This is a genomic window from Candidatus Nitronereus thalassa, from assembly GCF_032191465.1.
In the GTDB taxonomy this organism is placed as follows: domain Bacteria; phylum Nitrospirota; class Nitrospiria; order Nitrospirales; family UBA8639; genus Nitronereus; species Nitronereus thalassa.
The window spans coordinates 3326457-3351217 of sequence record NZ_JAQOUE010000001.1; the positions used below are offsets into that span (position 1 = coordinate 3326457).

Annotated in this window: 20 protein-coding genes; 3 read left to right on the forward strand and 17 right to left on the reverse strand. The window is 48.6% G+C overall.

The window, feature by feature from the left end; all coding sequences use genetic code 11:
• The first annotated feature begins 215 nt into the window (after nt 1-215).
• A complete protein-coding gene (locus PPG34_RS15045) occupies nt 216-4052 on the forward strand; it encodes a hypothetical protein (RefSeq protein WP_313834233.1) in 3837 nt (1278 codons plus the stop codon).
• A gap of 474 nt (nt 4053-4526) precedes the next feature.
• Here PPG34_RS15045 and PPG34_RS15050 read toward each other — a convergent pair whose 3' ends face one another.
• Nucleotides 4527-5249, reverse strand: a complete 723-nt coding sequence (locus PPG34_RS15050; protein WP_313834234.1) for an outer membrane beta-barrel protein — start codon at nt 5247-5249, stop codon at nt 4527-4529.
• A 57-nt stretch (nt 5250-5306) separates the two neighbouring features.
• The gene (locus PPG34_RS15055; protein ID WP_313834235.1) at nt 5307-6131 is read right to left on the reverse strand and encodes a hypothetical protein; all 825 of its coding nucleotides are present in this window, start codon (nt 6129-6131) and stop codon (nt 5307-5309) included.
• A 201-nt stretch (nt 6132-6332) separates the two neighbouring features.
• On the opposite strand from PPG34_RS15055, the gene PPG34_RS15060 reads away from it, so the two are divergent.
• Together PPG34_RS15060 and PPG34_RS15065 are read left to right on the forward strand one after the other, a co-directional pair.
• On the forward strand, nt 6333-6566 hold the full coding sequence (locus PPG34_RS15060; protein WP_313834236.1) for a helix-turn-helix domain-containing protein: 234 nt from the start codon (nt 6333-6335) through the stop codon (nt 6564-6566).
• Between the two features lie 98 nt (nt 6567-6664).
• A complete protein-coding gene (locus tag PPG34_RS15065; RefSeq protein ID WP_313834237.1) occupies nt 6665-7714 on the forward strand; it encodes a hypothetical protein in 1050 nt (349 codons plus the stop codon).
• A gap of 298 nt (nt 7715-8012) precedes the next feature.
• Here PPG34_RS15065 and PPG34_RS15070 read toward each other — a convergent pair whose 3' ends face one another.
• The 15 genes from PPG34_RS15070 to PPG34_RS15140 all read right to left on the reverse strand — a co-directional run bounded on the left by PPG34_RS15070 (nt 8013) and on the right by PPG34_RS15140 (nt 24755).
• On the reverse strand, nt 8013-9737 hold the full coding sequence (locus PPG34_RS15070; protein ID WP_313834238.1) for a tetratricopeptide repeat protein: 1725 nt from the start codon (nt 9735-9737) through the stop codon (nt 8013-8015).
• Between the two features lie 7 nt (nt 9738-9744).
• Entirely contained in the window at nt 9745-10131 is a 387-nt protein-coding gene (locus tag PPG34_RS15075) for a cupredoxin domain-containing protein (protein WP_313834239.1), read from the reverse strand.
• Between the two features lie 34 nt (nt 10132-10165).
• Complete coding sequence (locus PPG34_RS15080) at nt 10166-10639, reverse strand: putative iron-sulfur cluster-binding metallochaperone (RefSeq protein WP_313834240.1); 474 nt, start codon at nt 10637-10639, stop codon at nt 10166-10168.
• 118 nt (nt 10640-10757) lie between these two features.
• Nucleotides 10758-11039: a mercury resistance system transport protein MerF gene (gene merF, locus PPG34_RS15085; RefSeq protein ID WP_313834241.1), complete on the reverse strand. Its 282-nt coding sequence runs from the start codon at nt 11037-11039 to the stop codon at nt 10758-10760.
• 112 nt (nt 11040-11151) lie between these two features.
• The gene (locus tag PPG34_RS15090) at nt 11152-11790 is read right to left on the reverse strand and encodes a TlpA disulfide reductase family protein (RefSeq protein WP_313834242.1); all 639 of its coding nucleotides are present in this window, start codon (nt 11788-11790) and stop codon (nt 11152-11154) included.
• Entirely contained in the window at nt 11762-12481 is a 720-nt protein-coding gene (locus PPG34_RS15095; protein WP_313834243.1) for a hypothetical protein, read from the reverse strand. The genes PPG34_RS15090 and PPG34_RS15095 overlap by 29 nt, the downstream gene beginning before the upstream one ends.
• Before the next feature lie 29 nt (nt 12482-12510).
• Nucleotides 12511-13140 carry a hypothetical protein gene (locus tag PPG34_RS15100; RefSeq protein ID WP_313834244.1) on the reverse strand — a complete coding sequence of 210 codons (630 nt, stop codon included), beginning with the start codon at nt 13138-13140 and terminating at the stop codon, nt 12511-12513.
• Nucleotides 13141-13206: 66 nt separating this feature from the next.
• Nucleotides 13207-13689 (reverse strand): DUF302 domain-containing protein, encoded by a 483-nt coding sequence (locus PPG34_RS15105; protein WP_313834245.1) that lies wholly within the window; start codon nt 13687-13689, stop codon nt 13207-13209.
• Nucleotides 13690-13798: 109 nt separating this feature from the next.
• Nucleotides 13799-14320, reverse strand: a complete 522-nt coding sequence (locus PPG34_RS15110) for a DUF302 domain-containing protein (RefSeq protein ID WP_313834246.1) — start codon at nt 14318-14320, stop codon at nt 13799-13801.
• Nucleotides 14321-14435: 115 nt separating this feature from the next.
• Nucleotides 14436-17924, reverse strand: coding sequence for an efflux RND transporter permease subunit (locus tag PPG34_RS15115; RefSeq protein ID WP_313834247.1), 3489 nt, complete (start codon nt 17922-17924; stop codon nt 14436-14438).
• Between the two features lie 21 nt (nt 17925-17945).
• Complete coding sequence (locus PPG34_RS15120) at nt 17946-19091, reverse strand: efflux RND transporter periplasmic adaptor subunit (protein ID WP_313834248.1); 1146 nt, start codon at nt 19089-19091, stop codon at nt 17946-17948.
• A gap of 2 nt (nt 19092-19093) precedes the next feature.
• Complete coding sequence (locus tag PPG34_RS15125) at nt 19094-20488, reverse strand: TolC family protein (protein WP_313834249.1); 1395 nt, start codon at nt 20486-20488, stop codon at nt 19094-19096.
• Nucleotides 20489-20522: 34 nt separating this feature from the next.
• Entirely contained in the window at nt 20523-20864 is a 342-nt protein-coding gene (locus tag PPG34_RS15130; RefSeq protein WP_313834250.1) for a hypothetical protein, read from the reverse strand.
• Between the two features lie 51 nt (nt 20865-20915).
• Nucleotides 20916-21233: a DF family (seleno)protein gene (locus PPG34_RS15135; protein ID WP_313834251.1), complete on the reverse strand. Its 318-nt coding sequence runs from the start codon at nt 21231-21233 to the stop codon at nt 20916-20918.
• A 378-nt stretch (nt 21234-21611) separates the two neighbouring features.
• The gene (locus PPG34_RS15140; RefSeq protein WP_313834252.1) at nt 21612-24755 is read right to left on the reverse strand and encodes an efflux RND transporter permease subunit; all 3144 of its coding nucleotides are present in this window, start codon (nt 24753-24755) and stop codon (nt 21612-21614) included.
• Nucleotides 24756-24761: the final 6 nt, after the last annotated feature.

The following is a 24761-nucleotide window of genomic DNA, read 5'->3' on the forward strand; positions in this document are numbered from 1 at the left end:
TTCCAAGACCTGTGGATTCAATCCTTAGTTTTTTTGGGAAATTATTGAAATCGTAGTCCATGCATCGAGAAATGTACAGGAGTTACGGATTAAGAAATCATGGAGTTGTGATTAAATGGAAAATCCCTCGACATGCATTGCATGGTACCTCTAATTATCTGACTTTCTTAAGATTCCCTTAATTAGGCTATACGTTCGCAATAAGGAAAAATACTTTGGACCTTCTTGAGTTGAATTGGAAAAAAACAAGAAGTGGAGCCTGGGCCGGTCGTGGATTCCATTATCAGCATTTGTTTACGGTGTTGATATTAATAAGGCAGTGGGCAGGGCTAGCACCAATTGGGTTTGTTATACCTGAAGGCTTAGAGGATTGTGTAATCCAACTTCATGATCGAACAATCTGGATTCAAATTAAGTCCAGAAATGACGGATCATTTGGTCGGCATGAAGTAGCGACTATTCTTGAAGGTGTCAGGCAAAAGACTTCAAAATTAAAGTGCAAAAATGAATTACATATTGCTCTAGGGCTAGAACGACCTTGCCAAGGCATTTCTCTATATGGGCTTGATCAACTGTTTGAGAATCCAAAAGAACCGATTTTCGTTTGTCGGCATCCCGAAAAGGAAATCGTTTATTTACTCAAGGAAAAGCTTAATACTGCAGACGTGATTGCAGAAGGTATCGCGAGTGACCTTTATAAATTCGTGGCGGATACCTCTGCCACAAACGCGTCTGTTTCCTATAAGGATAGGAAGCGTATATCAACCACGGATGTAGAGAGAAGAGTCTTTGAACGCTTAGAGGCTGAGGATCCATCGTGCATTGATCAAGCGGTTACCTCGGGAGCCTTAGAACCTATTGATTTTATGAATCCGATCAATGAACCAGGATTTTATCAAGGTGTCAAAACCCAACCAGGGCATGTCGCCGCAGGTTTGGTATTTAAGCGTTCCCAGGAAACCGAAGCCATAGTAAATCTCATTCGAAAACGACGACAGCTTCTTATCTCTGGACCATCGGGATCGGGAAAGTCATCACTTTCGTGCTTAGTTGCCCATGCTCTAGCACAAGAGTGCAGATGCTTTAATATAACGTCCATGGCAGGCCCCAAGGAAGCCGACTCTATAGTACGATTTATTCGCTCTCGGCGACCAAGTGAGATGTCCCCTATATTAATTGTCATGGATGAAGTCAAGCGTTCGAATTGCAATCTTTGGGATATTTTGGCTCGGGAGCTTTCTCAATTACAGAGGGTTTATCTGTTGGGCTCGATTCGTAACGAGGACTTGAACTTACTTGTGAGCCATAGCGATGTCGAGATTGTTGAATCTAAGTTGGATGAAAAGTTAGCAGAACGGATTTGGCAGGGATTACGTAGTAAACTGCAAACTAATTGGACTCATTGGCGTGAACCCTTTGAGAAATCCGAGGGTTTGATGCTCGAATATGTGCACCTTTTAACACAGGGAAAGCGTCTCGAATCCCTTATTCGTGACCAAGTGAGGGAAAGAGAGAAGGAGGGACGAGAGGACGAATTGGCAATAATCAGGGCTACATCAGTTCTATGCTCTTATGGTGGAGAATTGAATGCACAGGCATTATTTGCCACCTTGGGGATCGCTCCAGAGAATGCGAGCATTGCCTTAAAAAGGCTTTTGAATGAACATCTAGTTCGAGAAAGTCGACCAGGAGTTTTAGGGGGTCTTCATGCTCTACGCTCAAGCGCCTTGAGTATTGCCTCCCATGATGAATTGAGTTTTCGACAAGAGGATTCAATTTGGCTTGCTATTAGTGCTGTGCCCCCAGAAACCTTGCCCCAAATCGTCCATTCCATTCTTCGCGATCACGAGCGTTTCCCCAGGCAGGACGTCCTATGGAAATTGGCAAATATTCTTGCAAACGACAAGTCAGTAGATCTATGGGTGGCTGTTCTTACTGGACTTGGACTAGCCACGATTGAAGACTCTGTGAATTTGTTCATAGAAAGCTTGGAAAATAACAATGTTCAACGGGCACAATGGTCTTTTGCCTCAATGTTTGCGGATACAGATATTGAACTTCCAGATCTGAATGAATTTCACCAATGGGGGCGAATTCGAAAGGGAGTCCATGAATTCCGACAAGTACCCAAATATGACTATAGGCATGAGTGTGTTGCCTTGTTCCCTCCTGGAATGAAATTTCCAGAATGTAGAACCCTCGATAAGGCAAACCAACTCCTCTCTTGTCTGGTCCCCATCTTCGGAGGAGAACAAGTGCATCTTCCGTTAAATTGTCTGCATAATTTTGAAGGTGAGCCCGACATAAGCAAAGTGGCTAAATTACTTTCTACAGCGTTTTTAATTAGTCCCGATTTTGCTGATGATTTGGTGAATAAGTTTGGAGGGGAAAAAACTTTGTTGTCCTGGTTCCATTCCCAGATCCCCTGGCTTGCAAAGCCTGTGGTTGAGGAAGATGGATCCCATGGCCGTACGGTTCGGGCGAATTGGTACCTTGTTTCGGATGATTATCAAACGGATCCGCATGAAATGGTTAAAAATATCTGCGAAATGCTCATAGCTATATCTCCATCTTCTCAAGCTGCGGCATGCGAGGCGATAGACGTATTAGGAGAGCCCATCAGAGTTGGCGATTTTTCTCCATGGTCAAAAAATATGCCCAGAAAGAATATTCCCGCTAAAACTCGGATCGCATGGAATGTAGCGTTTCGTCAAATTCTATTAACAAAATCACGGACACGCAGTCTTACGGATTATGCGCAACAAATGGCGGCCCTTGTGAAACGCACAGAGAAAGTATTTGGGAAAATCACAGAGAATTGGATTAGAGGGAATACAATTGTTTCTGCTACAGACTTAATTAATGAAATAGACTCGATAATTAAACAGGTAAACACCCTGGCATTTTCTACAACTCCGCCTCTTCCGGGAAACATGTCCTTTCCTAATATTGAAGCAAGTGAGGAAGATAGTATGGGCGCGCTTCTATCGGGAATTCTCGGAAATCTGGTTCCCAGAATCCTAAAATTCCCAGCCGAAAAAGGTACCAAGGGGGCAGCAGAGTTTGCAGGAAGTCTTGCTTCGGATGCGATATCACAAATTAAATCTTCCGTTTGGAGAACAATCAATAAATCTCCAAAGTCTGAATTGGAGATGCTGGCAAATCGTTTGAGGCACCTTTCGCATATTCTTCACGAAATGGCAGCCAACGATTCTGAATTTTTCACAAATTCATTATTGAAAAGGGCAATCAAACATAAACATGGAAAAGGGTTTAGTTCAGTTGGAAAGTTTTGTCATTCTCGAGCAGAACAGAGATTTGTAGATAAATTGCGTACATTAAAACGGCAATTAAAGAATAATGGTTGGGCGGTAAAATGCTTTTCTCGCCTTATTGAGGAATGGGACAGTTTTTATTGGCCGCCCAAGGAAATTGCTATTTTGATCGAGATTTCTGACTTCGAGACACAAGCGGACTATATTGGAAGTACGATTAGCGCTGCTCAGGAAATCCTCGGAACAGAGTGGAAGTTTTGTGTAGTTCCTCTGGTCAATGGATATATTGTTCCTTCCTTAGCCCTTCGACCCGTAAAAGAACTAATTATACCTGACGAAAACTTTTTGGATAATTGGCACCTACATATAGATCTGCCTTGCCTGAATCCTGAAATTTCTGATTCGTTTGATAATGCTGTAAGGGCCTGCAAGGAAGTATCTGCTATTGTTGCCAGTCGAGATCTGAGCCATCTTCATAAAGAGGAAGCAAACGCTTTTGACGAGGCCCAAGGAGCGTTTGAGCGAAATCACCGAATAATTAAAAAGTGTTGTGAAGAGTATGAAAAAGAAGAATTTATTTGGGCACTAAACCATATCGAAGAATTATGGGAAAAAGTTAGAGTGGAATTTGAGTCAGCCAAGGCTGGTCAGAAGGTAAGTACTCCCATATGTGCGGATGATTTTCGAGCTCTAGCAGGTGCGGAAAGCGAACAGATTAATCAATTAGCCGGAGCACGATTACTTCTCCGACAAGCTGAAGCAACAATGGCTACTTAATATGGATAACAGGTTTCGTTTTTAAAATAGATATTAGATCATCTCCCGCTATACTGCCCTTTTCAATTCCTCATTACCGACCTGAAAGAACTCCCCGTCAACCTGTTCTGATACCAGTGCTCTGAGAAGTAGGGATTCGCGCGGATCTCGTGGACGACTCGACCACAGATTTATCAGGACCTTTTATGAGGAGAAACAGGTCACAAAACAGGCTTCGAACAGGGTGCCGACGGCGCAAGCCCCTGAAAAGGCTACTGTTCCTATCCAGAAACCCACTGACTAAAGATCAGCTGCTCTGACCACAAAGGGATAGGCCGTTTTTTAGGTTTCTCCTGCCATTTCCCGCAGAACCTCTGCCTATCTTTTTCAAACAAATTTCCGGTAAATTGGATTTCAGATTCCGCGTATATAAGGAGTGAAATCCGAAATCCACTCCGCCTACCTGAAAAACCATTCTGATGGTCTGTTAGACACCTACTCGAAGAACCACCTGAGGCCGACCAACACCTGAACTGCACTCGCATCAAAGTCACCTTGAAGGACTGGCGTACCACCCACCGTGATCTCGCCGTCGCCGGAGTTCGATTTCCAGGCGGCCTCGGCATTGATGGCTAAATTGTCGGCCACGAAGAAGTCCACACCGGCCCCGCCCCTGAAGGCGAAGGTGTTATCGGGAGACACGTCGCAGGGGCCGAACCCCAACGCCGCGCAGTTGGCCGCGACCTGGTTGTCCTCATCGAAGTCGTTGAGGTTCAACCCTACCCCCAGAGAGGCATACGGAGACCATCGGCCTACGGGGAAGTGGAACTCGATGTAGGGTAATAGAGATATGGTCCGCGCCGTCCCGAAGTCCACCCCGCCCACCGTTGCATTGTGCTCTTCCCACTCCACGCTCAGACCCATGTGCCAGTCGCGGTTGATGTGATAGAAGAACTGGCCGTTCACCAGGATCGCCGGATCGGGGGACACCGCTGCGATCACATCGCCGTGATAGAAGGCCCCGCCGGCCCTCAGGGACGCTCCCCATCCCGTCTCGATGCGTGTCGGCTGGTAGAGGCCGGGGTCGTACTTCCCGTGAAAGATTTTTCTCTCCTCACCAGACCTAGTCGTGAGGTGGTCGGCGTGGGTGAGGCTTGGGACGATGGATGACAAGATGGTCCCAAAGACCAACAGGGTTTTTATCGTGAAGGTTCTCATAGCAGATTCCTCTCTCATAGTTTGTAGTGAATTGAGGCCGTTCAGGCATTCATCAGATCAGGTCGCCTCCGAGATGTGTCCCTCGATCAGGCCCTTCGCGTTCAGCAAGCAGGTGACGTTGTATTTGAGCTCCATGTTGAAGCTGTTCTTCGCGGTGAAGGACGACACGACCCGCGTCCTTCCGTCGCCGAGCTCCCGGACGCCGAGGTCGAGGAACTTGGAGAAGTCGACCGTGCCCGGGTGGGCGGCCTTGGCCTTCGCGTATTGCTCGCACAGAAGCACCGCCTCCCCCTGGGAGATGTGGCGGGCTGCCACAAGGGTCTTCTTGGACACCACGTCCGACTTTGAGAAGTAAGCATTGAAAGCCTGAGTGCCCTCACCACAGGTTACAAAGAAAACCGGGTTGTTCTTGGTGCCCCTCTTGGTCGAGCGGGTGGCTGTACCAGGGTCGATGTCCTTGCACCGGCTGTTCTCCCGGTGCAGCTTGTTTACCCCGGCCAGGACCACCTCCCTGTGTGGCTTCGTGTACTTGTCCCAGACCACGTCCTTGGCCGTAAATGTCCTGAAGGTGTCTATAGGTGGGGAGGCCACCGTTTCGACTGACGCCGTTGAAATATCCTTGGCCATTGTCTCGTTGGGTGCAGCCTGTTGACCGTTCGGGGGCATGAGGAGCATGAGGGCGGCGAAACAGACACTCGATGAGATCCCCCGGTGCCCTAGGCCCAATGAGGGGAGAGGTCGGAACAGGGCGATGACCGAGAGTCCCATGGCCAGCGCGCCGACGAGCACCGACGCATTCCTCGGCAGGGACAGCTGGAGCATGGCGGGGAGCAGCATAGCCAGAAAAAAGAAGAGGAAGACATTGCGCAGTATCCGTTTCATAAAGAAACCCTCCTTGATAGTCCTGCTGAAATAGTACGTACGAGATTATACGTAGTATATCGGCCACTGCTCTCAAAAAGCTGAATGCCTGCCCGTTCCCTCACCGGAACGGAGGGGAACTGACACCATCATAAGAACCATATCGGCTATGCCACTTATAGTCTGTAGACCTATAGTCATCATGTAATTAGCCTAGGGGGTATGAAACGGAAGGCGCGGGTGCTCATGGCCTTTGGCGAGGCCCTCAGGAAATTCAGGTTAGATGCTGGTCTGTCTCAGGAGGAGTTGGCGGCGAGGGCGGACCTCCACCGGACCTACGTGGGGGACGTGGAGCGGGGGGAGCGGAACGTCAGTCTGGTCAACATGGTGAAGTTGTCTGAGGCCTCTGGGGTGAAACTGAGTCGGGTGCTGAAGGAGGCGGAGAAAGAGCTTTGAAGCGAATGGAATGAGCTGGTTTTCTCCTCAAGCAAATGTTGCAAAGAAAAAAGAATAAACGGTTTAATCGATATGAAGAGAATGGTGTTCATAGTTACTTGAACGAATTTCCATCCGCTCAGCCGGGTAATACACCATATGATGGCCAAATAAAGTGCAAGTTAGCTCATGGCCTTGGTTATTCAGTTATTATCCCTGATCAACTTTTTCTCACTGGAGAAAATGTCTTATGGATTCAACCTCTCTTTTTTACTGCCTGCATATTAGCAAGAACTGATTCAAATATTCTTTGTACTATCCACATTCAAATTTCCCATGGGCATCAATTAGAAGTAAGGTTTTCCGCGCAAGATTTCCTGAGGCGGTTCGATGATGGGGCTGAGCTGTATTCCTGTAAAATTATGGGAAATCCAGGACTTCAGGAATATTGCACGGGAGAAGCGATATTAGAAGAATCGATTTTTTTACCTCTCTACCATCATACGAGTGAAATCAATAGGAATTCAATTCTCCAGGGGAGCTACTACCGGGCCTCAAATTGGAACGTCCAGGGTAACAAGAAACTTAATAATGTGGGCTATGTTTATTTTACGTGTCTTGATTCCATCAGAACCAATGATGACCTAAATCAGATTGCCATGTCGAGTAATGGCAGTATTGTTCTTCTTCGTGACAACGGTCATCCAGGAATAATTGGCGATTTATTAACTCTTCATGTTTATCGGGAAAAAACAGAAAATCGTACATGTTCAATTCGTCATCTTGTTGAGGTATCTTTACTGTCCCCACAGCACCTCTTAAAACATACCCTTGATGAAGACATCATACCGTATTACGAAATTGTTAAACCTTTTACCTATCGAATTGGTCTGAAAACTGGCGAGAGGCTTCAATTCAGGGGCGATCGAATTTCCAGCTGGGATTCGAAAATTCAGAGGTTTGATTATGCTGTTATTGGTGATGCCACAACGCTGAATGGTCTTAGAGCACCTTTTGATGAAGAAACTACTGAGCAGATTCTAAAAATTGAAAAGCCTGGTCCTAACTCTAATATCTTGGCTTTTTGGTTCGAACATGGGAACCAAGATCTTTATACAACTAAGAAAACCAACCTCCAAACATTTGAGCATGAAAACGAGGCCAACTAGTGTTCTAATTTCCACACATGTTGGATAATGTCGAGGGATTGTTCGGAGTGAGTGTTTTTGACCATAGTGGTGCGGGGGAGCCGCCAAGATAAAGCCAAAACAGGATCCTACACTTGAAGAAAGCGGGTCCCGAAACAGGTTTCGTTTATAATTCAATATTGCAAGCCCCTGAAAAGGCTACTGTTCCTGCATCGAAACCCACTGACTATCCATCAGTGGGTCAATTCGTATACCTGTCGGAACCTCTCTATTGTTTTTTGGAAACTTTAAATTATTTAGACATCATATAAGGCTGTTTTTAATTATTAGGAGATTCAATCCGAAACCGAACATCTGCCACATAGGTATAGGGTGAGATTTCTTCTCCCACAAACAGATCAATGCGGTAAGTTCCTACGGGCCAGCCCCCTTCGGGCTGATCTAAATAGAAATAGCCACTGCTATCGTTTACATCCACGAGGACTGTATCGGTTCCGATCACCGTGTTCGGAGGCTCTTGCTCTACTTGTTCTGCGACCCATTGAGTTGATATCTGTTTGGCCCCAGCAGGTGGAGTGGTTAATGAAAAAACGAGATAAATACGGGGTTGGAAGGGGGGAAAGGTATCTCCAGGATTGAGAGGGATATACTCATGAAATCCTGCTTGCATCTCATCTTGTCCCACAGCTTTGGCCGTGAGGAGTTGCCGAAACCATCCTCTGACTACATCTACGCTGAGCGGTCTAACCCGGAGAGGAGTCTGGCCTTTTTCTGAAAGGTCTTGTGAAAGATTTGGAACGAAACTTGGGGTAGATGTCTCCTCTCTTGGTGATTCTTTCTGGAATGAAGTAGGTGGAGCCTCTGTAATGATCGGCAATTGCACAATGTCCGTAACATGAGTTCTGGCTGCGCTGAGTGCGGCTTCCACTCTTTTGAGATCAGGAAAATTCAGGGCATAAAAATCTTGTTCTTTCAATTCCTGCATGTCTAACACCTTTTGATAATGGAAAATAGCTTTTTCCCAATTCCCCAATTTGGTGTATGCCTGCCCAAGTTGAAAGATCGCATCAGGGTAGAAAGGTGGTTGTTTCGACTTTTGAAAGCTGGCCTGCAAAGAAGCAATCGCGTCTTCATACTTTTCGAGTTCCAGAAGGGTCAGTCCGAGGTTATATTGGGCTAAGTCATCTTCCGGGTCGAGGGTGAGAACCTTTCGCCAGGTGGCGTCGGCTTCAGAAAAATTGCCAGCTTTCATGAACTGCCAGGCTCGCTCTCTGGTTAAAGCCCAACTCTTATAATCCTTCCCCTTTTCCCCATGTCGGTTTTTGGTGGTTTCAAAAAAATCTGTACGACTACCCATGTCAACCGTTCCACCGTGTAAGGTTTGTGAGAGATTTTGAGCTGCGACCCCAACGGGTGAGTTTGGAGAGGTATGAGACAACACCCACTCTAATTCTTGGAGGGCTGCCTTGGATTTACGAATGTCAAAAAGAGCGCGAGCGAGATACAGGCGATAGGCTGAATGGTCGGGTTCTATGTTGACCGCACGCTGAAAATACGTGACGGACTCCTCAAAGCGGCGGAGCTCACGGAGCTTCCTCGCTACACGAAGTTGGATTAAGGGATTCTGGGCGTCAAGCGCAGCAATCTGGATGAGGGTTTGCAGGGCTTCCTCTGGGTTGCGACTGAGGCGATCTAACAATGCCCACAATGCCCAGTGGCCCTCAAGAAAATCAGGAGCCAGCGTGAGTGCCTGGCGGTAGGCCGATAGGGATTCTTGATTTTGACGAAGAATCATCAACACATCGCCACGTTTTTTGTGGAGATCAGGAGACTTGGGAAAAAGCTGGATGGCCTTATCAAGGTGATTCAGAGTGGCTTGAAATTGAAATTGGTTAAGCAAGGCTTCAGCTTCAACCATTAACTTTGTAACGTTTTTCGTGGGTTGGTCCTGGAGTGCTCCAGAATGCGCAGGGAATAGAGGTGTCAGTATGGCATCAAAAAGCAGGACAAAGAGCAGGAACAGTAATTTGCGATTCTGTTTCACAACAAATTTATCCTGATACGCTTGGGCCTTCCCTTTTGACCCTAGGCTCAACGACGTTGACCACGCCGCGCATAATGGGGTGAAGTCGGCAGTAATAATGATACGTTCCAGCCTCAAGAGAGGGAAGGGCAAAACTGTTCCCAGGAGCTACGGATCCTGAATCAAAAGCACAGGGGTTTTCCCGTAAACAGCCAATGTGTGTAACGGTGTGAGCTGTGGCTGTCTGGTTGATCCACTGGACCATAACCCCACTAGGGATCGTGGCTATAAAAGGAGAATAGTAAGGAGCCGACCCCTCCATAGCAATGTAGTAAACCTCTGATTCAACCGCACCTAAATGAATGGGAATAAGAACCATGCCACACAACACGACTATGGTTGAAACTATTCTCATGTTTTGATTCCGAACGCCAGGAATACCGGATCAATTAAAGGAGACCTTGATCCTTTAACGTTTTGGCAAGCTTTATGGCTTTTGCGACCTCTCCTAAACAGCAGGTCCCGCTCGGATTTGCTTCCTCGCACCAACATTCTTTGGCTTTCACACGTTGTCTTATGCTTGCTTCGATATCAGTGTCGTTTTTTAAACGGATATCTTCCTGGATATCTGAGCGCTCATACTCAAAGCAATAGCAGAGCGGAATCGGATCTTCAGTTTCCTTGATCCCGACGCGCACTGTGAGCATATTTTTGGTGATCAGATGGTCTCCCCCTTCTGAGACATACACAGTATCGCAGTCCGGAGCGTTACAAAAATAGTAAGGGTGCGGTAGTAACGCCGGTTTGAGCTCTGGTTTAATGAGTTTCTCTATCGTGATTCTCCCTACAGGTTTTGTGGGTTTGCCATTCATTGGGCATATGGGTGAGGCTCCCGTATGTGTAGGAACACAACATTTCGGCATGGTCTCTCCTATGGGAATTCGCGTATTGCAGCTGGCCTATTCCGCCTCAAGGAAATAGTATTGAGAATGAACAATAACTTAGGATTGGCGTTGTTCTAGCCATCCTTTTTCCCTTTGTTTAATGAAGGCTTGGCACAACAGGGTGTTTCACCTGAGCGTTGCTTCGCAAGGCCATAGGCAAGGAGGCAGAGAAAAAAACCAAGGCCGCCGGGAGAAGAACGAAGTCCAAATAGCCCGTGAGGGCCCCTAAGCCTAAGACAGCCAATAGCCCTACGAGAATCGGCGTGAAGCAACATAGCGCGGCGATCCCGGCGCCAACCATTCTTGTGATGATCAAGCCACGTGGACTCTTAGCTTCAGATATGGGCTGTTGCGACATCAGTTTGTCTTCGTTCATCATCCAAACACCTTTCTTTAGCCTGTCCCCTATCCTTCCCTGTTTTGTTTTTTTAAAGTTCCAGCAACCTTTATTCAGCTGTGAAAATCGCTGGCAGATTTTTCCCAACTTCTAGTCATTTATCCCTGGAATCTCCTAGCAATTTTTGAAATGAATTCATGACCTCTTCGCTGCCCCAAGGTTTTGCACCCAAAACCGTTTCGACAATCTTGCCATTTCGTCCCACTACCAAGGTAACTGGGACCCATGAAAGACGATAGCTCCTGGCGACAAGTCCTTCGGGATCCAGAAGAATTGGATAAGTCAACTCAAGATGTTCGTTTTGTAAAAAAGTTTCAATAGCCGGACGGCCTTCTTTATCAAGAGCAATGGCTAAAATAGAAAGCCCTTTCCCTTTGTGCGCCTGATACAACTTTTCAAATTCCGGCATTTCCTTTGCACAATCTTTGCACCAAGTGGCCCAGAAATTGAGGAGAACCACTTGGCCTTTATAATCGCCCAAGTTGACCGACTGGCCTTTGAGATTTGGTAGCGTAAAGGCTGGGGCCTGGACACGCACCTCTCCCCATGGTGTTCCATTTGCTCCATGAACGGGGGCAAGAAGCACGAGTAAAGTAAGGCCAATAAGTGCCAATCCCATCGAGGGTATCTGCAAATGTCGGCCTTTTCCCAAATTAAACAATCCTCTTTCCTTCCGCATGAGCATATAGTCGAGTTCGGTGTTCTTACTCCATTTTGATCTTGATGGGCTCATCAGGCTTTGGATCATGCTGTAAAGCCCGTGGTCCTTTCATGGCCGTCATCACAAAGGCCATTCGTGAGGGAACAGGTATGTCCTTATTGATGTTGATGCCAATCACTCGATACCAAATTCCACCTTTGGGCGCGGTGTACACAATACTGGCGCAGAGACATTTGGCTACGACATTGAGCATGGCGATTGAACTGGTATCCCAAGAAAGCAGGATATGGTCTTTGGGGTTGGGCGCGGGGACATAAAACTGAATATCTTCTTTCCCTTTCCGGTTATCCACGACCAAGGTAATAAAGTAATAGCCTGGTGGAAGAGACACGGGAGTGGTAATGGCTCCTTTCCCCGTATCAAGGTCACCCATGATCGGGACTTCCACTTTATCAACCTCGTGAGCTGGAATGGATCGGTCTTGCCACAGCATTTTGGGGTCCTGTGGGCTAGTCAAGAATTGCTTGATCGGAAGGTCAAGCCCCTTTTCCGTTTCGAACACGATCTGGAGGCTGACTTTTCCTTCTTCACGGGGGAATTCATTAGGATCCGGAGCCTCTCCTTTTGGAGGGAGAATAATGGGTAATTTGTGCCCCATGGGAACATGAGGCCGCACGACCAGATCCTCAGAAGAGGCCGGAGAAAAGGAACCCGCCAACAAGAAACTCGTGGCGAACAACAACAAAACAATTGCGTGTTTCATGATATTCTCCTCATGTATGTAAGGGCCATTTAGTCCACCAAAGAATCGCTGGTTAAGACATGTGTCGCAACCACCCGTGCCCCGTCTGGCGTATCAAACGCCGGACCAAGGCGTATGATACGGTACCATCCCGAATGGGGTGGAACTGTATAGGTTTCTCCCAGACACATGCAGTTCATAATCGTCATGGGTTGTAAGTTTTGCGGCTCGATATAATGTGGAATTCCACGAAACCTCACGGGCTTATCCGTGTTGTTAAAATAGGCGACTTTGATGAGCGTTAATTCGCCTGGTCGCAAGGTAAATATTCCTTCAGTAATGGGTTCTCCTGCGAGCGCTTCATCTATGCTACACCCACCGACGGTATGCCATGGCACGGCTTGTGTCATCGGAGGCTTCAGAATTTGAAATTGGCTGCAGTCCCCATCAAATAACAGACATTCAAACTTGACTTGCATGGTCACGTAATACGGTTCTTGTCCTGGAGGCTCTTGTCCTGGTTTGACATGCGACAACTCTTCTTCGCCCCCTGGAAGCCAATCAAAATTTTGAACAACCGGTGGTTCAGGTGAAGCATGTTGCGCCTCCGCCAGCAGGGATGCCGGCCAACCTAAGACAGCACAGACACCCATTATGACTATCGATGTGCGGGTTTTCATAATCCTTCCTCCCCAAGTCTATATACATGTTCAAGACATTGTTCGTGAGATTGACTCATGGTTCGATTATCGGGTAATGGAGGCCACAATATCATCCATCACTCCATCGACCTCACGGCCCAAGCCTTCACAACCTTTGTAGGGCGCAAGAATCGAAGAGGGGCGATAGTAGGTGGCCAACACGCTCCCATCATTGGCCTCCATCACGACGATACGAAACGGCATTTCCAAGGCTGCCGATCCATCGTTCTTTGCAATAACTTTTCCGTATCGCGGGTGAAAAAATTCAATCCCGAGCATTCCCCCCGTCTTCAGTCCGACTAACGTGAGGAGTTCTTGGTGATCGATGTTTCCAACGATCAGGATATCCTTGGATTCAATCGCATCTTTTATGCGAATGACCGTATCCATGTATGGATATTTTGAGCGAACGACAAGCCGATCCTTGGGTAATGGCATGGCGATCGCCCGGTCTCCAAAAACCATCTTCATCGCGGTTTCTTGAGCTTTTGCCTCTTGTGGGGGGGCTAAACCGACACTCAGTATCATGAAGCATAGGAACCCCAAACATGACATCTTCTGTGTGTGTATCAGGTTTTCCATTGACTTTCTCCTCGTGTTAAATTGCCATCCAACAATAATATGAATTCAAATCTTATTACTTCACTCCAGCATCAGAGATCTTCACCATCAACTGGTCTAATTCGTTGCCCAAATCCCCAAGGTCTTTGTAATTCGCAAGTAAGGAAGATGGTTGCTTGTATCGGATGATTCCTTTCCCATCCGACCCTTCCCAAATGACGATCTTCAAGGGGATCTCCATGGCGGCTTTGGGGTCTTTGTCAAAAACCGGAATACCGAGGTCCGGACGATACAGAAAAAATCCTTTCGCTCCAGCTCGCTCCCGTCCCACCATACGTTGCATCAGTTGGTAATTCGGTTCTCCAACGATAATAAACCGTGCTCCCTTAATCGCGCGTTGAACCTGCGCAATCGCTCTTCGAAAAGGAAGGGTGGATTGTTTTTCAATAATGACTCCCCCGGAATACTTATAGTCTTTAGCCAAGACCGTTTCATGTGTTCCGTGAAACAGCCCGACGAATAGCACAAGGCCGAGCGCGGCATGCAGCCACGTCGTTTTGGGAAATAACGTGATTTTTTGCCTGATACTTCTGACCATCAGAAACCTCCTTAATGTGTGGGGTAAAGTGATTGGGTGATTCGCAAAACTGCGCACGTGTGAAAAAGCTGCTTTTTATGATTTTGATTGTGTCGAATATGAAAACGTCTCTGTATCATGTGGACACCCCCTGAGTTTCAGATCCGCCGTTTCCCGTGGTTTCTCTGAGCGAAGCAGCCTCCCCGGGTAAGGGCGACGGGATTCCATCCCCATTACCTTCCATGTGGGCCATTGCTGTGCCCCTTGCAGTGCCGGGACGTGCCCCAAACACTTTCCCAAGATATTCCTTGGCATCATCCAGCAATGAATACGTGACAGGGACCATGATGAGGCTGAGGGCCGTCGAACTGATGATGGCTCCAATTAACGCGGTGGCAATGGGTCGAAACCGGTCCATGCCCGTCGGAGGCGCGAACATGGGGGGAATGAACGCGGCCACAAACGTGATCGCCGTCATTAAAACCGGAATGAGCCGAATGGTGCCTCCGCTGATGATCGCATCCCGTACCGATTTTCCTTCAGCCCGTTCCTGCTCGACTTTATCGAGCAAATAGATGCCGGTGGCCATAACCGCTGCGGTGGCAATCGTCAAACCCCACACGACCGGCGGGGACCAATACATGCCACGCCAATACAGGAAGAAAATTGCCCCAAAGACCTGCAAGGGCGCATCGACCATAATGGCCATGGTGGCGACCCAGGATTGGGTTTGAAGGAGCAACAGGAACAGCAAAATAAATATGGCCAAGGCCAACGCGGAGTAAAGCCGATAGAGGTTGTCCATCATGTCGAGCATCAATCCCTTGGGTTGAACGGTATAGCCTTTGGGAAGCGTGACTGAAGTCTTGATTCCCATGATGACTCCTGCGGTCGCCATTCGGAGGCCGACTCCCCGATATTGGCCCAGTACACTCATGGCATATTGAAGGTCTTCCTTGTAGACCAGATCAGTCCCCTCTTTGAGTTCAATCGTGGCCACTTCCTTCAAGGGGATCTGTCCTCCATCGGGAAGTTTCAACATGACTTGTTTGAGATCATCCATGGTCAGTCGTTGATCAGGTTGGTAACGAATAAGAAGCCGCCGATGGCGATATCCCTCTTCGGGTTTAAAGAATTCCGATGTCATGCCGCCGTTCAGTGCGTAGTATGCTTGTATGGCAATTTGTGGAACGGCCAACCCCAATTCTTTGGCGCGGACCCGATCGATGTTGAGGTGATATTGCGGCATGGTCATCGACCAACTGGTAAAGGGTTGGACAATTCCTGGGGTACGTTGAGCAACGGCCAGTCCCTCTTTGCCAATCTTCGCAAGTTCCTCAAGATCCGGTCCTTTAATAACCGCTTCCACAGGTGCACGAGCGGTGTTGACGGGTGTCGCTCCCATTTCCATGAGCCAAAAAGATCGGATTCCGGGTACGGAGGAGAGCACTTCATTCTGGACCCCATCCATAATTTGCCAGATGTCTCGTCCGCTCAAATCCGAGCAAGGCCGGAAAAGCGAGTCCATGAGAAAGATGTCATCCGCCCAACGATTGTAGAATTCGCAGACACGATCTTCTTTATTGCTCATGGTGATTTTGAAAAAGGCCCGATTGACGGTTCGGACACCATAGCCAGAAAAATATGTTCCAAAGGCCGGTTCTGCACCAATCTGGGTGGAGACCAATTGGATTTCCGGTTGCTGCAGTAAAATTTCCTCTACGCGGGAGACAATGGCTTCGGTTTCTTGAAAGGAGGTGCCAGGCCAGGCTTCGATTTCTCCGACGGCTTGAGCCGTATCTTGAAGAGGCATCCCCTCCCATCCCAGGGTCGGCCAAATTTTGTAGGCGATAAACATCGAACTCATGGCTAGGGCGATGACAATCAATCTGTGATCGAGAGCCAATGCCAACACATGCCGGTATAGCCACACCGTGCCCTCGATGAGTTTGGTGAATGGTAAGAGAACGACTTTCAAGATCCGGTCAATTACATTGGCTTTTCCATCTTGATGGGACTTGTAGAGGTAGGCCGCCATCATCGGATTGAGGGTCAGGGACAGAAAGGCGGAAAACACCATGGCAAAAATCATGGGCCAGGTCATGCCGCGAAATCCGGTTCCCATGGTGCCCTGGAGCATGAGGTTGGGTGTGAGCGCAATCATAAAGGTGAGGGCCGAGAGAATATTCGGGAGGAGGATTTCTTGTGAACCATCGATGGCTGCTTCTTTCGGCGTTTTCCCAAACTTCAAATGCCGATTGATGACTTCGATGAGGACTACCGAGTCATCCACTAATCGCCCGATGACAAAGGTAATCCCCATCAAGGTCGGGGTGTTAATCGTTTGCCCGGCCATAGGGAAAAACATGAAACTGGCGGCGACGGCGGCCGGAAGAGTAACAAGGACGATAAAGGTCGGGGTCAGGGTCTGAATGAAAATCAAAACCACGATGCCGGTCATGATGAAGGCGAGCATCATCTCATGCCAGGCATTGGCGATGATCGTAGCCAGGAACGCTTTTCGGTTGTAGGCCACTTCAAATGTCAGCCCTGGAAATTCCTTTACGAACTCATCCATCAACCCGGGCCGGGGATGCGTGGGCAACCCCATGAACTCCTTGATGGTTTTGACAATCCCGGTATCTTGGGACCCGATAATGTCATCGATCACATCGTAATCGCTGGCTTCCGGTTGCTTGACGATTTGGATCAATTGGCCCGGGTTTCCATTAAAGTGATAGGCGCTCGTCACTTCAGAGAAAGTGTCTTTAACGTTGGCCACATCGCGCAGATACACCACCTGGTCATTGACGGTGGCAATGGGAATCTCATTGAGTTTTGTGGGATCACGAAACCGTTCATCGGCTCGTACCAGGATGTCGCGCTCAGGAGTTCTCAGCTTCCCAGCAGCACGACTGATGTGCTGTTCTTCTAAGGCTTTTTTGAGATCCATCAATCCCAGCGAATAGGCCGCCAGCTTGTCACGATCCGCTTCAACCAAAATGAGTCGGCGTTTCCCCCCAAAGGGAATGGCTGACTGGACTCCAGCAACCGCTTCGAGGCGATCCCGCAAGGTGTTTTCCACAAACTCGCGCAGTCGAACCTCGTCATAGCCTTCCCGTTTTATGTTGAGATCTAAAATTGGGACGTTGTCATTGGCTACTTGAACCACCCAAGGGTTGCTGGTGTTGTCCTTATCGATAGGAAGCTCATTGAGCATATTGGAGAGCAGGGTTTGCACCTCAACCTTGTGTTTGTTCATGTCCGAGTAATATTCAAACCCGACGATGACCTCGGTACGACCTTCCTGAGAGTTCGATCGGATAAAGGTCATCTCATCCAGGACCGTCATTTTTTGCTCAATGGGGCGGGCAAAGTAGGCTTCCATATCTTCAGCGGCCACGCCTGGATAGGTGATGATGATGCCCACCGTAGGATTTTCCAGGTACGGCTGCAGTTCCCGGACTGTACTGCCATACGTCATGATGCCGCCGATGACCATGAGGAGAATCACCGGGATCATCACCATGGGTTTTTCAATGGCAAGAGTCGGGAGCTTTCGAAGCCATGCCATGCCTCGATACGTCACCGGCTTGCCATTAGATGAGAGAATTTGTCGGTCCATAGAGTTCAATTTCATCCTGGCTTAAAAGCCCGATACCACCGCCACCTCTTGGAAATCCGTCAGCCCTCGTGACCCTTTGGTAATGACCATGTCTCCTTCGTTGATCCCTTCCACCACTTCCACCAAGTCCCGACTGGACATCCCAAGCATGACAGGCTGCTTCATGGCGACAACCGTATCGGTGGTGAACACCACAGTTTCCCCCTCGATTCGCAAGATGGCTTGACGTGGAATCGTAAGGGCATCGGATTTGTGTTCAAGGACCAGATCCACAATGGCGTACATGTCCGCGCGAAGGAGGCCCTTGGGATTCTCGACCATGATCTCCACCGTGCTGGTTCTGGTTCGCGGATCAAGTTGCGGAAAGACGGCAGACACCTTCGCTTCAATGGAATCGTGAGGAACCGGCAATGAAGGGAAGCGTACAGTGGTTGTCGTTCCAACTTGTATGTGTGGAAGGTCTTTTTCCCCAACCTTGACTTGGACTCGCATCTGTCGTGTGTCCGCTAAGTCAAGGAGATGTGTGTTGGGATTCACCAGTTCTCCAAGATTGATGAGCTTTACGCGGTTGGTCACCAGACCATCGATTGGTGAAATCACTTCGGTGTAGGAAAGAAGTGTTTTGATTCGTTGTTCCTTCGCGCGTGCCTCGTCAAACATCATCCAGGACCGATCGGCTTCAGATTGGGAAATCGCTCCTTCCTTTACCAAGCGAGCGTCCCGTTGATGTTCTCGTTCCGTAAAAATCCTGTGCGCCTGTTGTTCCGCAAACTTTGCCGATAACTCCTCGTCATCTAATTTGATGAGCAACTGTCCTTCCTCAACCACATCACCGACATCGACATGGATTTCCTCAAGCCACCCTTCAATTCTAGGAACCACTTTGACGACTGATTTGGGAATAACCGTCCCGGTATACGTGACGGTCGAGACGATTTTCTGTTTTTCAGCGGTGACGATAGCCACGGCCACTGCGCCTGCGAGTGGACTCATGGTCATGTCAAGTCGAGGGGCGCTCAGGTAGGCAGCAACCGATGTGGCGGAATAATAAATCAGGAATAACAGGACGCCTGTCACGACGATCTTTCGGCCCTTTATCCACCAGTCGTTTTGTTCCCGAAACTGAATGGATTCCCGTATATTTTCGAACCGGCTTTTGATGTTCATCCCTATACCTCTATTTGCCCAATGGCCTTCTTTAACGCCATGAGCTGAATCTGATAATCCGCCACCGCGGCAGAGAAATTCTGCTCTGCCTGGAGTTGGGCCGTCTGGGCATCAAGCAAATTTTCGATGATGCTTTTCCCTTCCCGAACTTTCAGCGCTTCGATCCGGAGAACTTCCTTACCTTCATCTAAGGCGGCCTGGGCAGCAGCAATTCGTTGTTCTGCTTCAAGCATATTTAAATAGGCCGCCTGCACTTCTTGTGTGATGGTGAGTGTGAGTTGAGTGAAGGTATGTTGGAGCTTGGTGAAGCGGAGCCGTTCCTGTGAGACTTTGGCATCAATAGTTCCACCCGCGAAGAGTGGGATCGAAAAAAAGACCCCGGCAAATTGTTGCGCAAACAGTTTGGAATTATCTCCGGTCACCCCTTGGGCTTGGCCTTTGACACTGATATTGGGCAGGTGTTCCGCAAAGCGAATGCGTATTCGTTTCTCCTGCATCTCGACTTCTTTTTTGACCACGAGCAACTCGGGACGCCGATGAAGCGCTTGCTGTTGGACTTGTTGCAGGGACAATTGCTCAGTGAGGGAGGTGGAAGTTGACCGAAGATCTCCGGACACGACGAAGCGGGATACACCAACCTTTTCGCCAAGCAGAACTTCAAGCACACCATGGAGGACCTTCCGGGCATTCAGAAATCGGATCAAGAGTTGTTTCACGGAAGCCAGCCGCGTGTTGACTTTCAGCACGTCCACCTTGGCTGCTTTCCCAACGGAAAAACGGCGGTGGACCACTCTCTTCGACTCCAGTAATTGTTCTTTGGATTTTTGTGTGGCGCGTATGAAGTCTTGAATTTTCAAAATGTTGTAATACACACTGGCGACGTTAAAGATGAGTTCATCGCGAGTGTGCGCTACGCGGTGGGCCGCGAGCTCTTTCCCAAGCTCTTCCACCCTCACTTGATTGGTGATCCGGCCCCCCGTGTAAAGGGGGATGGAGATGGTTCCGCCAAAGCTGAATAAGTTGTTATTGTGTTCTCCCGCTCCATCACGAACGATTCGTCCCTGTTCGACAATCAACGTTTTCATAGCAAGTGGGAGATTATCCGGGCCATACGTGAAATCGGAGGCCTCTAAATTAATTCGACCAAAATGTTCCCCTTTCGCAGCGAGAATTCCTTGGTCTGCGACTTCCACTTCTTTCCTGATCGCGCTGAGTCCCGGGTTTTGTTTAAGAGCAAGTCTAATGAGTTCGGGTAATCCCATCTTGGTACGGGCAGTCTGTGAAGTGTCTTCCTTTACATTTCGCGGTTCCTGGCCAAAGACAAAGGAAGGAATCGCTGGAGACCAACACATGAAGAGAACAAACACCCCCAGCAATATTTTTTCTCGCAAAAGCATTTTGTTCTTCCTACACACAAAGGACTTCATGTCTTCACACTTCATCCTTTTTCCCGTCTGCGGATGAATTGATGGAGAGGAAGTCTCCTTGGGAAATGGGCTGTGGCTTTTTGCGTTTTTGTATGAGAAAAATCTCGCCTCTGCTTGTCAGAAGGTGTTCAAATCCCGACTTCAAAATATTGGCGGCAAACCAATGCATCGTTCCCACCCCGCCAATATCCAGATAAATCGGATACCGAGAAGGTTGAAATGTCTCCAACTGTTTGAGCAATTGCCATGCAGCCTTCTCATTCAAATCGCCCTTAAGAACGACGGAAGTGCGGCCTCGATTCGTTCTTACATCCATCTGAAATTGTTTTACATTAATGACATTCATTGGATGTCCAGATTTTTGTTGGTAATGGAGAGACATATCGCATGCTATTCATCAGTCCATCTTGCCTTCCCTGATTGCAGTCCTGATCAGATTGGTGTCAGGTATTCCCACTAAATTTCTCCCACTGCCGTAGAGGCGGCATTTCAAACCAAAATCTTCTCGTCCCCTCGACTGAACCTCCACATCCAAACCATTCACTCGAATGGTGGGTGACCCGAGGAACCGATGTGCCAGCGCGTCCTCACCATTTTCAACGGGAACAGTTTCGATAGCTGCATCCATTCCCTCTTCGTGAAGGACGCTTTTCACTTGATCCATTGCCTTGGGAAAAGATGGGCAACCATTGAAATACAACACTTCGATTTTCATGGGATCCTCCTCTATGGAATTTGCCCAATCGCCTGTTGAGTGGGGGGAACTCCTACTTGGTCTAAAACAAGATCTGTGCCCATTCGCGAAAATATGGTGCTTCGTTTAAAAATGTTTACGGTTCAACCGCTTACGTCGCATTGTCCTAACGACCGCTCTCCTAATACTCAGGCGGAAGTTGTTTCATGAAACGGTTGAATCGTTTTCTGTTTCAGCAGGAAAAGGGAGAGAAAGAGATGTGAAAAGAAAAGTTTTGTGGCAGCTTTTGAGGGGGCTGGGACAGTGATGACAAAGGGAGCTTCAACGGGACAACGTTCCGGAACGTAATTTATGAAGAAAAAGGGAAGAAGAATAGCGTTAATATCAAATGAGAGAGTCTTATGTTGTTTCTTTTTGTGATCTTAACTGTTTTTCTATCTCAAATTTTCTCCACATTACATACAACGCAGGAATGACCAGGAGGGTGAGAAGGGTTGCGGTCACCATTCCTCCAATCATAGGAGCGGCAATCCGTTTCATTACATCTGCCCCAGTGCCGTGACTCCACATGATGGGTAGTAATCCTAAAAAGATGGCTGAAGCCGTCATGATTTTGGGACGTACTCGTAGCACCGCCCCCTCGACAACGGCATCGCGAAGATCGGTGAGCGACTGAAGCCGGTTCTCTTGCTGTCGCCGGGCACAGGCTTCATCCAGAAACATGATCATAATCACGCCGGTTTCAGCCGCCACACCCGCCAAGGCAATAAGCCCCACCCAGACGGCCACGCTCAAATTGTATCCCAGAAAATTCAAATACCAAATCGCTCCGACCAAGGAAAACGGAACTGAGAGAAGAACCAGCAGACATCGGGCCATGGACCGAAAGTTGAGGTACAGCAACACAAAAATGAGAAAGAGCGTTAAGGGAATGACAATCCGAAGTTGTTGTTGGGCCCGTTCAAGATATTGGTATTGACCTGCCCATTGTAACGAGTATCCCGGTGGGAGCTTCACATGTTCTTGAACCAACTCCTTGGCCTTCTGAACATAGGTTCCCAAATCTTGGCCAGCCACATCAACAAACACAATACTGGCGAGGGACCCGTTTTCATCTCTAATGGATGGGGGACCGGTGGTCTTAGTGATGCTGGATAGTTGTGCAAGTGGGATTTGCTCTCCTTGGGGTGTCATCACAAGGACGCGTTGAAGGGCATCGACATCTTGGCGTAGTTCGCGAGGGTACCGAACATTAATGGGATAGCGTTCACGGCCTTCCACCGTCCAGGTAATGTTCTTTCCGCCTATGGCGGATTCAATTACATCTTGAACATCGGCCACGGTCAATCCGTATCGGGCTGCCGAAACGCGATTGACATCGATGTCCAAATAGTATCCTCCGGTGACCCGCTCGGCATACGCACTGCGTGTTCCCTCAAGAGATTGGAGCAGGCCTTCGATCTGTAAACCCAATCGTTCCAGTTCCTCTAACCCAGGCCCTAAGATTTTAATTCCCAGACTACTGCGGATGCCCGTGGCGAGCATTTCGGTTCTGGTTTGAATCGGCATCCACCAAATGTTCGGCATGCCCGGCATTTTGACCCGTTGATCCATTTCGGCAATCAACTTGTCCCATGTCATGCCTGGCCGCCAGGCTTCCTGAGGCTTGAGCGTCACGATGGTCTCGGCCATATTTAATGGGGCTGGATCAGTGGCGGTACGTGCCCGACCCATTTTCCCAAACACACGATCCACCTCGGGGAACTCCTTTAACAGTCGATCCTGGGTCTGAAGAATTTGGCTGGCTTTCTGAACAGACAGGCCCGGAAGCGATGTGGGCATATACAAAATCGTGCCTTCGTTCAGAGGAGGCATGAATTCCGACCCCAACTTTTCGTAGATGGGCCACACCAGAATCATCCCTCCAATCGCTAATCCCACCACAAGCCATCGGACACGCAAAACAATCTTCACCATGGGGGTATAGATCCAAATAAGAAATCGGTTCAACGGATTTCGGCTTTCTGGTGTGATCCGACCACGAATGAACCACTGCATGAACAGCGGAGCCACCATGATAGAGGCGAGCGCAGCAAAGAACATGGCAAAAGTTTTGGTATAAGCGAGCGGCTTAAACAGCCGCCCTTCCTGTGCTTCCAAAGTGAAAATAGGTAGAAAGGATACCGTGATAATCAGCAAGGAAAAAAAGAGGGGCTTACCCACTTCTTGTGCTGCCCGAATAATCACGTCATTTCGGGAACCTATTCGACCCTGTTGGTCCCACTCTTCTAATCGCCGGTGAGCATTTTCCACCATGACGATGACCGCATCGACCATGGCCCCAATCGCGATTGCGATGCCCGAAAGTGACATCACATTCGAACTGATCCCCAAGTAATACATCGCAATGAACGAGAGCAACACGGCCACGGGTAGCAGAAGAATCGGCACCAGGGCTGACCGAATGTGAAAGAGAAAGACCAGGCTAACCAGGCTGACGACCACACTAATTTCAATAAGTTTTTCCTTTAATGTGGCCACAGCTCGAAGGATCAAGTCAGACCGATCGTACACGGGGACCACACGAATACCTTCGGGAATCGACGGCTCAATGTCTTGTAATTTCTGTTTCACCCGATCAATCACTTCAAGGGCATTTTCGCCGTAGCGCATGATGACGATGCCTCCAACGACTTCTCCCATTCCATCCAACTCTGCGATTCCTCGCCGCATATCCGGACCGATAGTGACGTGGGCAATATCCCGGACGGTAATCGGCGTCCCCTGACCATCTGTGCCCACGGGTATGTTGTGGAGATCATCCAGGGAACGAATATAACCTCGGCCTCGTACCATGTATTCCCGTTCACTGGCTTCAATCACCCGTCCGCCGACCTCGTTATTGCTGCGGCGAACCGCTTGAATCACCTCGGAAAGACCAATGCCGTACCCTTGCAGTTTCACGGGATCGACTTGCACTTGATATTGCTTCACGAATCCGCCAATCGAAGCCACCTCTGAAACTCCTGGTACGCTTTGCAACCAATAGCGCAAAGACCAATCTTGAAATGATCGAAGGTCGGCTAAACTGTGTTGGCCGTTTTCATCAACCAAGGCATATTGAAAGACCCAGCCCACCCCCGTGGCATCGGGACCGAGTGTGGGAGCGACACCTTCGGGGAGTTTATCCGTTACGCCTTGCATGTATTCCACGACACGGCTTCTTGCCCAATACATGTCGGTCCCATCTTGAAACACGATGTAGACGAAGGAGAGACCAAGAAAGGATTGTCCCCGCACATATTTGATCTGTGGGGCTCCCAACATGGACGTGACAATGGGATAGGTGATTTGATCCTCGACTAAATCAGGACTTCGGCCCGGCCACTCCGTGAACACAATCACCTGAACATCCGATAGATCAGGCAAGGCATCAAGGGGAGTGCGAGCCACTACCCAGATTCCCCAACCCATAAGGAAGAGAACCAGTAATCCTACAATAAAGCCGTTGCGTGCACTCCACCCGATGATTCGTTCAATCATTTTCGT

Excerpts from the sequence above, each read along its gene's own strand:
- PPG34_RS15120 (WP_313834248.1), bottom strand. The coding sequence starts at position 19,091 with ATGAACATCAAAAGCCGGTTCGAAAATATACGGGAATCCATTCAGTTT.
- PPG34_RS15115 (WP_313834247.1), bottom strand. The coding sequence starts at position 17,924 with ATGGACCGACAAATTCTCTCATCTAATGGCAAGCCGGTGACGTATCGA.
- PPG34_RS15130 (WP_313834250.1), bottom strand. The coding sequence starts at position 20,864 with ATGAATGTCATTAATGTAAAACAATTTCAGATGGATGTAAGAACGAAT.
- PPG34_RS15075 (WP_313834239.1), bottom strand. The coding sequence starts at position 10,131 with ATGAGAATAGTTTCAACCATAGTCGTGTTGTGTGGCATGGTTCTTATT.
- PPG34_RS15125 (WP_313834249.1), bottom strand. The coding sequence starts at position 20,488 with ATGCTTTTGCGAGAAAAAATATTGCTGGGGGTGTTTGTTCTCTTCATG.
- PPG34_RS15095 (WP_313834243.1), bottom strand. The coding sequence starts at position 12,481 with ATGAAACACGCAATTGTTTTGTTGTTGTTCGCCACGAGTTTCTTGTTG.
- PPG34_RS15090 (WP_313834242.1), bottom strand. The coding sequence starts at position 11,790 with ATGAGCCCATCAAGATCAAAATGGAGTAAGAACACCGAACTCGACTAT.
- PPG34_RS15080 (WP_313834240.1), bottom strand. The coding sequence starts at position 10,639 with ATGCCGAAATGTTGTGTTCCTACACATACGGGAGCCTCACCCATATGC.
- PPG34_RS15055 (WP_313834235.1), bottom strand. The coding sequence starts at position 6,131 with ATGAAACGGATACTGCGCAATGTCTTCCTCTTCTTTTTTCTGGCTATG.
- PPG34_RS15110 (WP_313834246.1), bottom strand. The coding sequence starts at position 14,320 with ATGGTCAGAAGTATCAGGCAAAAAATCACGTTATTTCCCAAAACGACG.
- PPG34_RS15050 (WP_313834234.1), bottom strand. The coding sequence starts at position 5,249 with ATGAGAACCTTCACGATAAAAACCCTGTTGGTCTTTGGGACCATCTTG.
- PPG34_RS15135 (WP_313834251.1), bottom strand. The coding sequence starts at position 21,233 with ATGAAAATCGAAGTGTTGTATTTCAATGGTTGCCCATCTTTTCCCAAG.
- PPG34_RS15100 (WP_313834244.1), bottom strand. The coding sequence starts at position 13,140 with ATGAAAACCCGCACATCGATAGTCATAATGGGTGTCTGTGCTGTCTTA.
- merF (WP_313834241.1), bottom strand. The coding sequence starts at position 11,039 with ATGATGAACGAAGACAAACTGATGTCGCAACAGCCCATATCTGAAGCT.
- PPG34_RS15140 (WP_313834252.1), bottom strand. The coding sequence starts at position 24,755 with ATGATTGAACGAATCATCGGGTGGAGTGCACGCAACGGCTTTATTGTA.
- PPG34_RS15060 (WP_313834236.1), top strand. The coding sequence starts at position 6,333 with ATGAAACGGAAGGCGCGGGTGCTCATGGCCTTTGGCGAGGCCCTCAGG.
- PPG34_RS15105 (WP_313834245.1), bottom strand. The coding sequence starts at position 13,689 with ATGATACTGAGTGTCGGTTTAGCCCCCCCACAAGAGGCAAAAGCTCAA.